This window comes from Parathalassolituus penaei (assembly GCF_026626885.1).
In the GTDB taxonomy this organism is placed as follows: Bacteria; Pseudomonadota; Gammaproteobacteria; order Pseudomonadales; family Oceanobacteraceae; genus Oceanobacter; species Oceanobacter penaei.
On sequence record NZ_JAPNOA010000059.1, the window covers coordinates 1 to 15,101 of the forward strand.

The 15,101-nt window shown below is 55.9% G+C and carries 15 protein-coding genes; 7 read left to right on the forward strand and 8 right to left on the reverse strand.

The genetic code is table 11. The annotated features are described in order from the left end of the window. The coding region (locus tag OUO13_RS18190) for a transposase (protein WP_428982319.1) at positions 1–158 on the forward strand (158 nt) is incomplete at its 5' end. 179 nt (positions 159–337) lie between these two features. After that, positions 338–703, forward strand: coding sequence for a hypothetical protein (locus OUO13_RS18195; RefSeq protein ID WP_283175332.1), 366 nt, complete (start codon positions 338–340; stop codon positions 701–703). Positions 704–961: 258 nt separating this feature from the next. On the opposite strand, the gene OUO13_RS18200 is transcribed toward OUO13_RS18195, so the two are convergent. Further along, positions 962–1,354: a carboxymuconolactone decarboxylase family protein gene (locus OUO13_RS18200; RefSeq protein WP_283175333.1), complete on the reverse strand. Its 393-nt coding sequence runs from the start codon at positions 1,352–1,354 to the stop codon at positions 962–964. A 199-nt stretch (positions 1,355–1,553) separates the two neighbouring features. Here OUO13_RS18200 and yihG point away from each other — a divergent pair, with 199 nt between their 5' ends. The 4 genes from yihG (at position 1,554) to OUO13_RS18220 (ending at position 5,369) form a co-directional block, all read left to right on the forward strand. Next, positions 1,554–2,438: a 1-acylglycerol-3-phosphate O-acyltransferase, YihG family gene (gene yihG / locus OUO13_RS18205; RefSeq protein WP_283175334.1), complete on the forward strand. Its 885-nt coding sequence runs from the start codon at positions 1,554–1,556 to the stop codon at positions 2,436–2,438. A gap of 54 nt (positions 2,439–2,492) precedes the next feature. After that, positions 2,493–3,440 (forward strand): cysteine synthase A, encoded by a 948-nt coding sequence (gene cysK, locus OUO13_RS18210; RefSeq protein ID WP_283175335.1) that lies wholly within the window; start codon positions 2,493–2,495, stop codon positions 3,438–3,440. Between the two features lie 85 nt (positions 3,441–3,525). After that, on the forward strand, positions 3,526–4,773 hold the full coding sequence (gene mltA / locus OUO13_RS18215; RefSeq protein ID WP_283175336.1) for a murein transglycosylase A: 1,248 nt from the start codon (positions 3,526–3,528) through the stop codon (positions 4,771–4,773). After that, on the forward strand, positions 4,761–5,369 hold the full coding sequence (locus OUO13_RS18220) for an alpha-ketoglutarate-dependent dioxygenase AlkB family protein (RefSeq protein WP_283175337.1): 609 nt from the start codon (positions 4,761–4,763) through the stop codon (positions 5,367–5,369). Before mltA ends, OUO13_RS18220 begins: the two co-directional genes overlap by 13 nt. A gap of 504 nt (positions 5,370–5,873) precedes the next feature. Here OUO13_RS18220 and OUO13_RS18225 read toward each other — a convergent pair. The 6 genes from OUO13_RS18225 to OUO13_RS18250 form a co-directional block, all read right to left on the reverse strand. Beyond that, complete coding sequence (locus tag OUO13_RS18225; protein WP_283175338.1) at positions 5,874–7,028, reverse strand: hypothetical protein; 1,155 nt, start codon at positions 7,026–7,028, stop codon at positions 5,874–5,876. A 46-nt stretch (positions 7,029–7,074) separates the two neighbouring features. Continuing rightward, entirely contained in the window at positions 7,075–7,941 is an 867-nt protein-coding gene (locus OUO13_RS18230) for a cation diffusion facilitator family transporter (protein WP_283175339.1), read from the reverse strand. A gap of 117 nt (positions 7,942–8,058) precedes the next feature. Further along, positions 8,059–9,339, reverse strand: a complete 1,281-nt coding sequence (locus OUO13_RS18235) for a sensor histidine kinase (RefSeq protein ID WP_283175340.1) — start codon at positions 9,337–9,339, stop codon at positions 8,059–8,061. Further along, positions 9,336–10,025 carry a response regulator transcription factor gene (locus OUO13_RS18240; RefSeq protein WP_283175341.1) on the reverse strand — a complete coding sequence of 230 codons (690 nt, stop codon included), beginning with the start codon at positions 10,023–10,025 and terminating at the stop codon, positions 9,336–9,338. The genes OUO13_RS18235 and OUO13_RS18240 overlap by 4 nt, the downstream gene beginning before the upstream one ends. 109 nt (positions 10,026–10,134) lie before the next feature. After that, on the reverse strand, positions 10,135–11,250 hold the full coding sequence (locus OUO13_RS18245; RefSeq protein WP_283175342.1) for a DUF4377 domain-containing protein: 1,116 nt from the start codon (positions 11,248–11,250) through the stop codon (positions 10,135–10,137). Next, positions 11,247–12,425: a 1-acyl-sn-glycerol-3-phosphate acyltransferase gene (locus tag OUO13_RS18250; protein ID WP_283175343.1), complete on the reverse strand. Its 1,179-nt coding sequence runs from the start codon at positions 12,423–12,425 to the stop codon at positions 11,247–11,249. The genes OUO13_RS18245 and OUO13_RS18250 overlap by 4 nt, the downstream gene beginning before the upstream one ends. 144 nt (positions 12,426–12,569) lie before the next feature. Here OUO13_RS18250 and OUO13_RS18255 point away from each other — a divergent pair, with 144 nt between their 5' ends. Further along, a complete protein-coding gene (locus tag OUO13_RS18255) occupies positions 12,570–12,968 on the forward strand; it encodes a hypothetical protein (protein WP_283175344.1) in 399 nt (132 codons plus the stop codon). 69 nt (positions 12,969–13,037) lie between these two features. On the opposite strand, the gene OUO13_RS18260 is transcribed toward OUO13_RS18255, so the two are convergent. Beyond that, positions 13,038–15,083, reverse strand: coding sequence for a response regulator (locus OUO13_RS18260; RefSeq protein WP_283175345.1), 2,046 nt, complete (start codon positions 15,081–15,083; stop codon positions 13,038–13,040). Positions 15,084–15,101 lie beyond the last annotated feature (18 nt).

Sequence of the window (15,101 nt, forward strand, 5' to 3'; positions counted from 1 at the left end):
GCCATCGGATGTCGACGGTGGAACCGGTGTTTGCCAACCTGGAACACAATAAAGGCTTGAAGCGGTTCGGTCTGCGGGGTAAAAAGAAGGTGCAAGCTCAATGGCAGTTATACGCCATGGTACACAATATTGAGAAACTGATACCTCAGATCAGGTGATTAAAGGAAATATCAGAAAATGGAGGTCAAATATGCAGTTGTATCGTGAATTATCCATTTTCGGTTGTTTCGGTTTTTTTGAGCGAAGCTATGGCAGCTGAGTTTCAATGGCTTTTTGATATGAAGAAAATATCCGCTCCGAAAATAGTTTTTCTACAGTCTCGTTANATGGTGAATCTATGAACCGAATATTGACATTAATTATAATCTTATTTTCCTGCTCAACATTTGCAGGCAGCCTTTATTCCTTTGACAAAAACACTGTTCTCTTAAATGCACTAGATCATATCTACTTAAGATATTCTGATTTGGCTAAGCTTGAACTAAAGCCTCAGTCAGTTCAGCCTTCACTGGATAAAGCGGGAAAGCTAGTGGTTACTGTAACGCTGTCTTATCCTGCGAATAATGAATTTGGTTTGTTGTATGTTTGCGCTAAAGTAAATGAAAACGGAAAATTGGTAAATATTCAGAGAGATGTAAGTGCGCGCAATGGACCGGCAAACTTTCTAATGCCAGAGACTCCTGGTTGTTGGGGCAAGCCATAACAAACGGCTGCACGCAGACGTCGATGGTGGTGATCAACTTCGAAGAACAGATCCAGCCAGGTACATTCGAATATGCTCTGCATCATTTGATCTCGGATCGGCTGGATTTAACCCCGTTCGACGATTTGTACTGCAACGATGGTAAGGCCGGTGGCCCACCCGCCGTTATGGATTCCGGGGCGAGCCCGGAATAACGGAGATGATTGGCATCTGACGTCATAGCCTGCGTGGCCCGGCCAGACGCCAGGCCACCAGCACCTAAACGCCCGCTTTCAGCCCGTTCATAAAATCCTCCACCTCCGCCGCGGCGCGAAACGCTTCCTGCGCCGCTGGCGCGCCAACGTACGGCAAACTGTGCACCAGCACCGCCCGGATCTCCTCCGGCGTACAACCGTTATTCAATGCACCACGAATATGGCCCTTGAGTTCATTCGGCGCCTTGAGAGCCACCAGCATGGCAATCGTCACCAGCGAGCGGGTATCACGCGGCAGATCATCACGTTGCCAGGTCGAGCCCCAGGCGTGTTCGTTAATCCATTCCTGCAGCGGTTCGGTAAGCGCGGTGCGGTTGTTCATGGCACGCTCGACAAATTCTGCGCCCATCACTTCGGTACGTACCTTGAGGCCGTTGGCCTTATCCTGTTCTGACATGCTGAGTCCTCCGTAAAAGTTTGAGAGTAAGTCAGTGATGGCTTGCCGTCACTGCTACTGCAGTCGCGTTTGTCCGCTGCAAGTCTCCACAACAGGGAGTGAATGGGGGTGACTTGTCATGATTGCTGCCTACAATGGGCGCGGCATCCGCTTGTGATGCCAACCGTCTGTTCCCATAACGATAATCGACAGAATTCCTATGCCTGCATTGTTTACCGGCGTGATTGCCAGCCTGTTGCTGGTTGCCAATACCCTGTTCTGGGCGCCACTGCTGCTGCTGTTTGCCCTCTGCAAACTGCTGATGCCGTCGGCGGCCCTGCGCAAACCTTTCAGCAAACTGGTGGATGGCTGCGCCAATGGCTGGATCAGCTGCAACTCCGGCTGGATGAAACTGACCCAGAAGATGGATTGGCAGATTCGCACTCCCGCCAACCTCAGCACTCAGCAGTGGTATTTTGTGGTCAGTAACCACCAGAGCTGGGTGGATATTCTGGTGCTGCAACATGTGCTGAACGGCCGCGTGCCGCTGCTGAAGTTTTTTCTGAAACAGGAGCTGATCTGGGTGCCAATCATGGGCATGGCCTGGTGGGCGCTGGATTTCCCGTTCATGAAACGCTACAGCAAGGCCTATCTCGACAAACATCCGGAGAAACGCGGTCAGGACCTCGAAACGACTCGCAAGTCCTGCGAGAAATTCCAGACCATCCCCACCAGCGTGATGAATTTTCTCGAAGGCACCCGTTTCACCCAAACCAAACACGACCAGCAGAAGTCGGCGTATCGGCACCTGCTGCAGCCCAAATCCGGCGGTATGGCGTTTGCGCTGAGTGTGATGGGCGGCCGTTTTAACAGCCTGCTGGATGTCACCATTCATTACCCCGACGGTATTCCGACCTTCTGGCAATTTCTGCAGGGGCAGATGCCACGCTGCCAGGTGGTTATTGATGAAAAAGTTATTCCGACGGAACTACTTGAGGGTGATTACCAGAATGATTCAGACTATCGCACCCGATTCCAGCTCTGGGTCCAGACCCTGTGGCAGGAAAAGGACGAGTTACTGGAATCACTGCGTACGGATGACTGAACCGCGCTGCGGATGGTCATCACGCCCCTGCCTGTGAATGGAGACAGCAAAAGCATGAAAGTATTTGAAGACGTCAGCCAGTCGATTGGCAACACTCCCCTGGTGCGTATCCGTACCCTGACCAATCACCCGGCCCTGTACGCCAAACTGGAAAGCCGCAACCCGGCCCAGTCGGTCAAGTGCCGCATCGGCGCCAACATGATCTGGCAAGCCGAAAAAGATGGTCTGCTGAAACCAGGCATGGAAATCGTTGAGCCAACCTCCGGTAACACCGGTATTGCGCTGGCGTTTGTGGGTGCAGCCCGCGGTTACAAGGTGACCCTGACCATGCCGGAAACCATGAGCATCGAACGCCGCAAGGTGATGATGGCTCTGGGTGCCAACCTGGTGCTGACCGAAGGCCCGAAAGGCATGAAAGGTGCTGTCGACAAGGCCGCCGAGCTGGTTGCTGAAAACCCTGAAACCCGCATCATGCTGCAACAGTTCAACAACCCGGCCAACCCGGCGATCCACGAACAGACCACCGGTCCGGAAATCTGGAACGACACCGATGGCAAGATCGACATCCTGGTAGCGGGTGTTGGTACTGGCGGTACCATTTCCGGTATTTCCCGTTTCATCAAGAAACACAAGGCCATTACTTCGGTAGCGGTAGAACCGTCAGCATCGCCTATCATTACCCAGAAGCGTGCCGGTGAAGACCTGACTCCAGGCCCTCACAAGATCCAGGGCATTGGTGCCAACTTTATTCCGGGCAACCTCGACCTTGATCTGATCGACCGCGTTGAGCAGGTCAGCAACGAAGAAGCGATGGCAACTGCCCACAAGCTGATGTCCCAGGAAGGTATCCTTGCCGGTATTTCCTGTGGTGCAGCCCTGACCGCCGCCCTGCGTCTGGCCGATGATCCGGCTAACCAGGACAAGGTGATTGTGGTGATTCTGCCGGACTCTGGTGAGCGTTATCTCACCTCCCCTCTGTTCGAAGGCTTCTTCGACAAGTAATCTGCCAGCCACAGACTGCCAGCGCCCTGCTGGCAGCCTGTTTGCATAATTTTTCAGCATCCCTGTTTTGCCTTCCGAGGCCACCATGATCCGCGTTCTGTCCATGTTCGCTGCCGCTCTGCTGATGTACGGCTGCTCGACCAATAGTCCCCAGACATCTGACGATGCCACCACCAGCATTGATCCGGTCACTCATCGCCCGGTTCGTAAGGCGGATTTGCCTCCGGAGATTTATCCACCCGCCCGCCAGGGTCCGGCTCAACCCGGTATTGGTGAAGCCCTGTGCTGGAGCCAGCTGCCAGGCTGGAAAGACGACCCGGTTGAAGAAGCCCTGCCGGCAATTCTGGCGCAATGCAAGCTGATGACCGGCAAAGACCCGGCCTGGGAAGAAGTCTGTGAAGAAGCGCCGTTTCAGGCCAAGGACAGCGCCCACGCGTTTATCCAGTCGCACTTTCTGCCCCACCGCATTTACAACCGTGACGGTGGTACCGACGGCCTGTTCACCGGTTATTACGAACCGATCCTGCATGGCAGCCTGACTCCGGACAGCCGTTACCGTTACCCGCTCTACAAGCGTCCAACCGATCTGGTTAATGCCACCACCGACCCGACTCTTGCCAACGTACAGGGCAAACGTGCCCGTGGCCGTCTGGTAAAAACCAGTAACGGCAAAAAGAAAATGGTGCCGTATTACTCCCGCGCCGAAATTGATGGCGCTGGCCGCCCGCTCAAGGGCAAGGAACTGGTGTGGGTGGACGACCCGGATGATGCCTTTTTCCTGCATGTGCAGGGCTCCGGCCGTGTGCAGTTAACCGACGGCAGCCTGATGGCGGTGGGTTACGCCGATCAGAACGGCCATCCATACAAGTCGATTGGCCGCTGGTTGGTCGATAACGGTTATATGACGCTGGAAGAAGTGTCGATGCAGAGTATTCGCCAGTGGTTGCAGGATAATCCCAAAGAAGCCCAGACCCTGCGTAACCGCAATCCGAGTTATGTATTTTTCTATCAGCGCGACAACGTCAACGAGGGCCCAAAAGGCTCGATGAATATTCCGCTGACACCGGTTCGCAGTGCCGCGGTTGACCGTACCCTGATTCCACTGGGCACTCCGCTGTGGATCGACACCGTTCTGCCCGGTGACAACCAGCCGTTCCAGCGTCTGCTGATGGCGCAGGATACTGGCGGTGCTATTAACGGTCCGGTGCGTGCCGACGTGTTCTGGGGACAGGGTGAACGCGCCGAAAAAATGGCGGGCGATATGAAACAGCCTGGCACCCTGTATGCGTTCCTGCCGCGCAAGGCCGACGAGAAAGAGTTGTGTCGGCGCTGATCCAGCTGCACGAGGGGGAAACCCTGCTGGCGGGTGATCTCGATTATTACCCGCAGGCAATCTCCCCCGCCCACGCCGATCCGCTGTTCCAACAACTACTGGCGGAACTGCCGTGGCATAGTGACCGTATTACGGTGTACGGCAAGGAACATACGATTCCACGCCTGCAGTGCTGGCTAGGAGATAACGGGCTGGCCTATACCTATTCCGGCAAACGACTGCAAACCCTGCCCTGGCATCCTCACCTGCTCAGCATGGCGCAGGAACTGCAAAACCTGCTGCAACGCCCCTTCAACTCAGTACTCTGCAACCGTTATCGCAATGGCAACGACGGCATGGGCTGGCACGCCGATGACGAACCGGAACTGGGGCCTGCGCCCTGTATTGTGTCGGTGAGTCTGGGAGCCGAGCGCGATTTTGCCTTGCGCCGCAAAGGCGAAACCCGGCAATGGGGCAAACTGCCATTGGCGCATGGCAGCCTGGTGGTGATGAACAGTGGAATGCAGTCACGCTGGCAACATGCCGTACCCAAACGCGCAGGCATCGCGGCCGAGCGTATCAATCTGACGTTCCGCTATCTGCAGCCGGGACATTGATCCCCGCCATAGATTTAATGCCAATCAGTTAGGGACTTATCAACACTGGACGGCATAGTGACCATCCCCCTGCTCGTATTTTTATGGCCGCAAGGATGTCGGACCCGGGATTACGTGTCCGATTCATTCCCTCGGTCATTTCCTGATCATCGATTGCTGAATTTGCCCAGCGCAGCTGGCTACACCATTGCCCATCTGGGCGAGCCGGGGTTCACCGCAACGGCCGACCCGGCCGGGGCATGGATGCCCCCGCCAGGCCAGTTGGCACAGGGATGTGCCATCTGGCCGGGGTCGAAAAGCCGTTGTCGGTGAAAACCGGAAGCACGAGCCCAGTCGGGCTAAGCAGGGGGAGGCCCGCCCGGCCGGGGGACAAGGTCCCCCATGAGGGCATACGGTAGAGCCAATTAACAGGCCGTGCAGGTCGTATTGCTATTCGATGCAAGAACGAAGGGTAAGAGATCAGCATTACACAGCAGACTCGCTTGGCGGAGCAGTCTTGCCGCTTCAGCGGCCGATCACCGCTTCCAGTCGCAACATCAGGGCGGGCACTGTCTTGTATTCATGGGCGGCTTCCCACACCAGCTCCGGTGCAATTTCCGCAAACACCCAGTTACTGTAAATCTGGCGACGATAACGCACGCTGGAACTGTAGCTGTTGAAGGTCAGATCCTGGCGGGTATCTCCTGAGGCACCACTGATAAAACCGATAGCCGCGCGGCTGCTGAGCTCGTGGTACAGCGCCGCGCTATAGTTCAGTTTGAAGTAGTCATCGTTAAGCTGGTAACCGGCCTTGGCATTCAGACGCAGCAGCTTGTGTTCGGCAATCGGGTGGTCAATCTGCACGGCGCTGTCTTCGCCCCAACCATCAGAGCTGTAGTAGAACAAGCGCTGGGTGGCACGGAAATCCCAACCCGGCAGGCTGAAATAACGACGGGCACGAAAGCGGCTGAACGGGTCTGGCGGAAACCCCCAGCGAATACCGGTATCAATATCGGTTTTCCACTGCTCACCTTCACGAATGATAAAACGCAGGGCGGCGGTGTAATTGTTGTTCTCGATACTTTCCAGCGGGTTGGATTCGCGGTTTTCTTCTTCTTCCGATTGCACCAGCAGGTTCAGACGTTCGTTGGTGTGAGGAAATACCAGTTTGACACTGAGGCCAAAGCGGTAATCGACCGGCTCTCCGATCTTGCGACGGGTGTACGACGACAACACCGCGCTACTGCCGCGCACGTCGTCTTCGAGAATGTCTTCGTTAAAAAACGTATCAACAAAAAAGCCGTCGAGCTGGCCCGACAGATGATCCAGATAACCAGCCATCGCATGGCGTGAACGTTCGATACGGGATTCTTCCGATTCGGACAGATCGGAGGATACTTCGTCCAGTTCCTGGTCCAGCTCAGCGCTGGTGTCTGTTGCACTGGTAGCAGGTACCGCGTCAGGAGCAACAACAGGAACCACAGCGTCGGGGCTGCTGGTATCTGAAAGCGATGTATCAGCGTCAGAATCCATGCTGGCAGCCGCTGAGTCACCAGCCACTGTATCGCCATCAGCGGTATCGGGCAGTATAGCCGTGGCAGACACGGCGGCACTATCAGCCACGGTTGGTACAGGAGCGGGTTCCTCTGCAGCCGCCACCATAGCCGGTATCAGCAGCATCCCGACTATCCCTGTAACCAGCCTGCATCCGTTACCCATGATCACCTCAGACCGGATCGTGATGAATCAGCACTTCCGCCTGCGGGAAGCGTTCCAGAAAGGCTTTTTCCACCTGCTGACCAATGGCGTGCGCCTGCCGCAACGGCAGATTGCCCTCCATCTCGATATCCACCTGAATAAACTGCATGGTACCGGCCTGACGGGTTTTAAGGCCGTGATACCCCTGCACACCCGGCACGGCCATCATGATCTGGCGTAATGCTTCTTCGTCCTCGTCGGACAACGACTGGTCCATCAGCACCGACAGCGCTGACGTCACAATTTCATATACGCTGTGCAGCAGCACAAAGGCAATCAGCAGGGCAACCACCGGGTCCATCCAGTAATAACCGGCCCAGGAAGCCGCCAGTGCCACCACCACCGCAATACTGGTCAGAATATCACCATAGTAGTGCGCGGAATCGGCACGAATCGCCAGCGAGCCGGTCTTGCGGTAGACATAACGCTGGTACATCACCAGACCCACGGTCATCAGGCCGGAAAACACCATCACACCGATGCTTTCTGCCAACGCCTGTACCGGCTGGGGATTCAGCAGACGGTCGGTAACGTGAATCAGCAGAGCCGCCGCAGAACCGAGAATAAACGCCGACTGAATCAGCGCCGCCAGACCTTCGGCCTTGCTGTGACCGAACGGGTGATCGTTATCCGCAGGCATCAGGGCATAACGTACGGCAAAGAAATTCACCACCGACGCGGCAATGTCCATCAGGGAATCCAGCAAGGACGACAACACACTGGTGGAGTCACTGACCAGCCAGGCCAGCATTTTGGCGATCAACAAGGTCACGGCCACAGCAATGGAAGCCATGGCAGCACGTTGAATCAGGACAGAATTGTCAGCAGTCGGCATAGACGCCTCATTCGGATGGTTTGAGGTGATTATGCCAGAGTCTGGCAATGGTGCTATCGAGCTGTATTGTCAGGGCGCAAGAGATGACACAGGCATCCGATCAAGCCGCAGCATCAATCAGCCAAGATTGACACTTGCCTCGTAGCCATCGGCACCGCCCTGGTTGCGATAGGCCCAGCCCAGACGCCGGGTCAGGCGTTCAGTCAGTTGCAGGCCCAGACCAAAACCGAGATCAGCATTGCTGTTTTCACCCGGTTGCTGCTGATTACGGTTAAAAATACGCACCGTGCTGCCCTGCTGTTCGATCAGCACCTCACCTTCCCAGGTATGCTGGAAGGCATTACGAATCAGGTTGCCCAGCACAATCCGCGCGGCACTTTCCGAAATCAGCAGGCGACATGGCGTGGTGTTGACCGTCAGCTGCACCTGTTTGTTGGCGAGCAGATAACGCATGTCTTCTACCAGTTGCTGGATCAGCAGCGCCAGATCCAGCTCATGGGCAGGTAATTCTTCCAGCTCGTCACGGCTCAGCCACAACAGGGTTTCGGTCAGGTAGGTCATGGTCTGACCGGCACGCTGCAATCGCGCCAGCGCCGCACTGCGTAGCTGGTCTGCCGCCGGGCCTTCACGTCCGGCCAGCTTGTTGAGCAGATCAACGTTGGAGCGCACCACACTGATCGGCGTGCGTAACTCGTGGCTGGTATGGCGCAGGAATGCCTGTTCGCGCTCCAGACTGTCGTGAACACTGGCCAGGCTGCTGCGAATGGTTTCCGCCAGTTGATCGAGATCGGGGTAGCCAAAATCCGGTGTTGGTTCGGCCAGCTGGGCCGGTTGCAGGTTACGGGTCCAGCCCACCAGCCGTGATAACGGTACTGAAAACCAGTAAAACAGCAGCAAACCCACACCCACCAGCAGCAGCAGACTGCCTGCCACCATGACGTAGAGATCACGGCGGCTGTCGTTCATCCGCGATTCCATCAACGTGTTACGTGGACTGCGTTGCAAGCGGCGCGACACCAGCCATTCACCATCGGCCACCGGATAACGCAGCAGGAAAAAAATCTCCGCCGGTGCATGACCCCAATGTGGCTGGTATTCCTTCATGAGTACACCCTGCTCAAGGGGTAATTCGCCAAAGGCTTCACGCACGTTTTGCGGCAGCTCGTCCCAGTGACGGGCAAAGTGGAAATCGCGGAACTCGGTGCTGCCACTGTTGCTTTGCGGGCTGGCCATAAATGCCGTCAGGGTCTGCTCCATATCGCGCAGCATCACCGAATCCATACCACGAATAAAATTGCGGGCACTGAACACCGAATAACCAATGGCCAGCGCGCTGCCCACCAGCAAAAACGCCAGCAGCATTATGGTGGTGAGACGTAAACGCGGGGCGCTGATCATGAGTTCTGACCGTCATCGGCCTGTTCGCGCAGGGCAAAACCGGTACCGGCAAGGGTATGCAACAGCGGCAGTTCACCGTCCTGATCGAGCTGTTTGCGCAGGTTGAACAAATGCACCTTGAGACTGTTGCTGTCGGGTTGTTCGTCGCCCCACACGGCCTGCATCAGTTGCTCACGACTGAGTGGCCGCGGAGATGCCCGTAACAGGCACTCAAGCAATTTCCAGGCGGTTGGGGATAATTTCAGAACCCGGCCATTACGCATGGTTTCATGGCTGGCGAGATTCATTTCGAGGTCGGCACAGCGCAGTTTCTGCACCTGGCCGCTGCGACGGCGCGACAACGCCATCACCCGCACCACCAGTTCTTCGAGATCAAAGGGTTTGACCAGATAGTCGTCGGTGCCAGCCTGAAAGCCATCGAGTTTGTCGGTGAGCTGATCACGAGCGGTGAGCATCAGTACCGGTACATCGTTGCCTTGCTGACGCAAGCGGGTACAGACACTGAGACCATCAAGACGCGGCAGATTAAGGTCGAGCAGCAAGACGTCGTAACGCTGCTGTTCCAGCAAGCTCAGCCCGGCAACGCCATTACTGGCGTGGTCGCAGTGGATATTCTCCAGCGCCAGGTAATCCACCACCGTGACCGCAAGGTCGATATCGTCTTCAACAAGCAGAACATTGAGCATGAGCGGGATTCCTGAACAACCGGGGCAGGTCTGTCGTGCTGCAGGTCAACACGACACCAGATTCATCGCAGTTTGCCTGCCAGCCGGTTAAGAGGCGGTTAACGGCAGATCAGATCCCCCAATTCACATCGTCCTCGTCATCCACACAACTGCGGAAACTGTCGATGTCATCACTGTGGCAAACCACGGTACGCACCACCACGTCACCATCGTAATAACCATAGATCAGCATCCATTGCTCATCGTCGATGTAACCGTTGATGCGGCTGCAGAGGTTGTAGCTGCTGCAATCGAGATCCGGCGCGCCGTCATAAAGAGTAATCAGGCCATTACTGCTGCTGTCCAGTTCGCTGCCGCGCACAATCATGTAGAACGGATAACTGCTGCCGGTACGATCGTCGGGGCTGCTGTCATCGGTGTCGAGCACTACAGCGGTGATATTGCCGCCGTTGGATACCGTTTTGGTAACGTCGATATCCGCCTGTTCGCCCCATACCGGCGTAAAGTCGGTGATACCGTCGGCCAGTTTCAGCAGCTCATAATCGTCGGAGCTGTTGACCTTGTAGAGCAGGCACATGTGGGCGTCGGCAAGGCCGCAGTCACTCTGGAACCAGGCCACCCGCCAGGAAGCGGAGCTTTCACCCGAACACACCGAGGCAAAGTCATCTTCGTCAGCCGAGCAGATAAAGGATTCCAGCGTCAGCACACCATCGGTGGCCGAGAATTCCAGCTCCAGCACCTGACCGTTGGTCACGGCGGTGGTGAGGTCGGAACAGCTGTCACCACAGGCAAAACTGATGTCACCACCCAGACTCCAGGTGCTGTCGTCCTCGGCATAGAGGATGCCGGTGTCGCTGTAGAGATTCATGGAAATAGAGCGTTCGGCGTCGGTGATCGACTCCTGGGTCACCACCTGGCTGAAGGTATAACCGGTCGGATCGCCGTCATCGTCGTGGCTGACCACTACTTCAACTTCGTAACGGTAACCCCACTGGTAGTCAGTGAAGCCGTCAAACGATACGTCTTCGTCCAGCAACTCCCAGCTGTCGCCGGTTTCTTCACGAACCCGGAAACAGAGGGTGTTGGCATCGTCATCACAGGGTTCCTTGTAGAAATCCACCAGCCGGGTTTCGGTGGTGTCTGACCAGCTGCGCCCCAGTTCAATACAGCCACTCAGCAGGCTGACAGACAGGAGCAACAGCAATCCTGTGATGCGGTATTTCATGATGAAGACGGTTCCTCAGCTTCGTGAATAATCGCCGCCGGCAGCTGGCGACGCAGAATCGGCATGGCATAACCACGCAGTACCTGTTCCTGGACGTCGCGTGCTTCGTGTTCGATACGGGCACGCAACTCCGCACGCACCAGCTCGTCAACCGGCTCAACAGGGACTTCGTGAAGGGTATTAAACTCTTTCTGCAGCATGTCGAGGGCGGCGTAATGCACTGGCAGCACCTCGGTCATTTGCAGAATCTGGCGATCAATCGCTGCCGCCATGTTTTCCGGTGAAGCCATTTCTTCCAGCGTCAGCGGTGTACCAAAATCAACGTGAATCGTGCCCTTGCGGCCCGTCACACCGGTCAGCAGGCTGCGGGTATCTTCACCTTCTTCCTTGCGGTAGCTGCCGTATTTACGACGGGCTACCAGCTCACGGCCTTTCATCAGATCACACGGGTCCCATTCGTACTGGATGGACACCGGCACCGGGCGCAAACGGCTCATGGATTCGGTAAAGGTTTCGTTACGCTCACGACCATGCAGGGTCAGCATTTTCAGCACCGCCGTATCGGTTTCGTCGATACCGTCTTTGGCGCGGCCTTCACGCTGGGCAATCCAGACCGATTCCGACTCATCCAGACTGTGGCGAATGTAGTTCGACAGCTGCTGCAGGGCAGCCAGTTTTTCGCGCTTGTTGCTGATGTTGCGTTTGACGATAAAACTCTTGTTCAGACGCATCAGGTCGGCCACATCCGGATGACCCAGCAGGTTGTCACCAATCGCAATACGACTGGTCGGCCAACCGGCCTGATGCAATGAGTAGTTGATCATGGTCGGATCCATGGCGATGTCGCGATGGTTGGAAATCCACAGATGACCCTGGCCTGGCTCCATACGCTCAAGGCCACGTACAATCACACGACCGGAGGTTTTATCGAGCAGCTTGCCAACCCAGCGTCCCAGCCATGACTGGAAACCCGCTACCGAGCGGACATCCGCCAGCTGCCGCTTCAGCATCCATTGGGCTAATGGCAACATAAGTTCGCGCAACCAGTGCGGCAGCATCGGCAGACGATACTTGAGCAAGGCGCGATGGAGGGTCATGGAGCCTGTGATTCGGTCAAGAACGGTGACAACTTCGTCATCCTGATAAGGGCGAATGTCGGAAAAAGGATCGTGCATGAGCATCCACTACGATTAAGGCATTAAAATGACGGCCGGGGATGATGCCCTAAGCAACGCCGACTGTTAAGGCACAAGATAGGCTGATATAAACATCGCCGTTGAAAAATTACGCTTGCAACCCCTGTTTGAGGTATTTGTACCATGATTGAAGAATGGCAACCCGCTCCGCAAAACCGTGATACCCAGCCTGATGTCGCCTTGCTGGTGCGCTTCGCGGCCGCTGCCGAGGCGTTTGCCAACACTGGCAACTGCGATATTGATGAGCAGGATCTCAACCGCGCAGCAGGCTGGCTGAAAATCAAGGAAGCGGAGTGGTATGACTCGCTGGTCGATCTGGATGAAGCCCAGTTATTTGATCTGGCGATATTTTTTACCGTGGCGGAACAGAAACTGTCGGGCTTCCAGAGTGGTGCCCGCAACCCGGCGATCTGGGCCTGTCGTCTGCTCAAGCAGATGGGCAAAACCCCGGCCAAGGAACGTATTCGTCATCTGAAAAGCCTGACGGACAACCGTTATATTCCGTGGGGCAAGGTTATCTGAGACCTGCCTGCTGGCACGTGCAGACGGTGTTTCACCACCGTCTGTGACTGCGCCGGAACAAACATCCGCTCAGCTGACCACCACCGACGCCGCCAGATACGGTGGCAATTCGCGCCGCAAGTCTTCGAGGCGTACCGGTTTCGACAGATAACCGTTCATACCCGCGTCTTCACAAGCCGCCTTGCGTTCCGCCATCACGTCGGCCGACAGCGCCACAATCGGCACCGACGCACCACCACAAGCCTGTTCTGCCTTCCGAATCTGGCGACAGGACTCCAGACCATCCATCACCGGCATATGGCAATCCATCAGGATCAGGTCAAAACGCTGCTGCAATGCCTTGTCGAGCGCTTCCTTGCCATTACCGGCGACTTCAACCTCGCAGCCCAAACGTACCAGCATCTGGCTGGCGACTTTCTGGTTGACGATATTGTCTTCAGCCAACAAAACCCGACGCCCCTTGAACGGACAACCGTCGTCATGAACGGCGGTCGGGGAAACCAGCTGCCGTGATACACGACTTAGCAGACGCACCGGCGGCAGCGGTTCTTCCAGCAGGTTCATCAACAATTCGGCCAGCTGGTCGTGGTTGATGGGCCATTCCCAACAGGCTCCGACCCCGGCTTGCAACAAACGCGAGGATTCGATCTGGATAAACTCCATCGAACTCATGGCAACCCGCACATTGCCACTGGCCAGCCACTTCAGGAATTCGGCATCTGCCGACTCAAAACACTTGAGGGAGATAATCACTACATCCGGCTGCTGGGTCTGGGCCAGCCGCAAAAGGTCAGTAGCCTGGCCAAACTCGCGGGTTTTCATACCAAGGTGACGACCGGCGGCTAGCAGGAGCGAGCGATTGATCTGTAATTCATCACAAATCCACAACACCCGACCACTGGTTTTTTCCGGCTGTATTTCCCGTTCCGCGGCCGCTACCGGCGCCACCGGCAAATCCAGATCAAACCAGAAGGTGGAACCGCGGCCCGGCGTACTCAGCACGCCAACCTCACCTTGCATCAGAGCGGCCAGACGTTTGCAGATACTCAGGCCAAGACCACTGCCACCGGCCTCGCGAGATAGAGTGCCGTGGGCAAAGGTGTATTCGTCAAACAGGATCGAAGCCCGTTCAGTGCTGATACCAATCCCGGAGTCTTCGACCATAAACCGCAAGCGCACCTGATCGCCAGCACGATTCACATAATCCACCTTCAGCAACACATGACCACTGTCGGTGAACTTGATGGCGTTGTTGAGGTAATTGATCAGAACCTGGCGAATCCGGTGCGAATCGCCCAGCAGATAACGCGGTAATTTCGGGTCGACCTGCGACTGCAACACCAGACTTTTCTCACGGGCGCGATTGGCCATCATGCTGACCAGATTGTTGGCGAGCTCATCCAGATTGAATGGTTCTGCGGCCAGATCAACCTTGCCCGCATCGATTTTCGACAGATCCAGAATGTCGTTGATGATGGCCAGCAGGTGTTCCGATGAGCTATGAATTACACGTTGGTAACTACGCTGTTCGGGAGTCAGTTCGGTCTGATCCATGAGTGAGACCATACCCAGTACACCGGTCATCGGTGTCCGAATCTCATGGCTCATATTGGCGAGGAAACGGGCCCGCGCCAGGTTTGAATGTTCAGCCGTCAGGCGCGCTCGTTCTGCGTCCTGAATCTGCTGCATCAGATGATCAGTGCTGACCAACCCTACAATCACATCACCCGACTCAAGCGGAGTAATAAGCGCCATCCAATAATGCGTATGGCCATGAGAATCCAGCACCAGCTCCAGACGCTGAGGGCGCTGATGGGTACGCGCAAAGTTTCGGCTGATCTCAAAGATGTCAGCCGTACGTTCATCCAATAAATTGACAAAGCGCAGACCCATCTTCAATGGAAGATCTGTGGATTTTTGCGAACAATCGAGAACCAGCCCCTGGGAGTCAAGTTGCATCGTAATAATCGGGCTGTAACGCCACTGCAGATCGCGCTGTTGCCATTGTTCACGCCAGTGTTTCTGACGCCTGAACATCACAACAGCGACCACTACCACAGCCAGCAAAACCAGTAACAAGAAGCAGAGCAGAAACAGCAATCCGTTGTTGTCCATACCTTATCCTGTCAGCAG

Bases quoted from the DNA above. Each gene is read 5' to 3' on its own strand.
- OUO13_RS18260 (WP_283175345.1), bottom strand. From the start codon at position 15,083: ATGGACAACAACGGATTGCTGTTTCTGCTCTGCTTCTTGTTACTGGTT.
- OUO13_RS18235 (WP_283175340.1), bottom strand. From the start codon at position 9,339: ATGATCAGCGCCCCGCGTTTACGTCTCACCACCATAATGCTGCTGGCG.
- OUO13_RS18240 (WP_283175341.1), bottom strand. From the start codon at position 10,025: ATGCTCAATGTTCTGCTTGTTGAAGACGATATCGACCTTGCGGTCACG.
- OUO13_RS18225 (WP_283175338.1), bottom strand. From the start codon at position 7,028: ATGCTGCTGATACCGGCTATGGTGGCGGCTGCAGAGGAACCCGCTCCT.
- OUO13_RS18250 (WP_283175343.1), bottom strand. From the start codon at position 12,425: ATGCACGATCCTTTTTCCGACATTCGCCCTTATCAGGATGACGAAGTT.
- mltA (WP_283175336.1), top strand. From the start codon at position 3,526: ATGATCCGCGTTCTGTCCATGTTCGCTGCCGCTCTGCTGATGTACGGC.
- cysK (WP_283175335.1), top strand. From the start codon at position 2,493: ATGAAAGTATTTGAAGACGTCAGCCAGTCGATTGGCAACACTCCCCTG.
- OUO13_RS18200 (WP_283175333.1), bottom strand. From the start codon at position 1,354: ATGTCAGAACAGGATAAGGCCAACGGCCTCAAGGTACGTACCGAAGTG.
- OUO13_RS18195 (WP_283175332.1), top strand. From the start codon at position 338: ATGAACCGAATATTGACATTAATTATAATCTTATTTTCCTGCTCAACA.
- OUO13_RS18255 (WP_283175344.1), top strand. From the start codon at position 12,570: ATGATTGAAGAATGGCAACCCGCTCCGCAAAACCGTGATACCCAGCCT.
- OUO13_RS18230 (WP_283175339.1), bottom strand. From the start codon at position 7,941: ATGCCGACTGCTGACAATTCTGTCCTGATTCAACGTGCTGCCATGGCT.
- yihG (WP_283175334.1), top strand. From the start codon at position 1,554: ATGCCTGCATTGTTTACCGGCGTGATTGCCAGCCTGTTGCTGGTTGCC.
- OUO13_RS18245 (WP_283175342.1), bottom strand. From the start codon at position 11,250: ATGAAATACCGCATCACAGGATTGCTGTTGCTCCTGTCTGTCAGCCTG.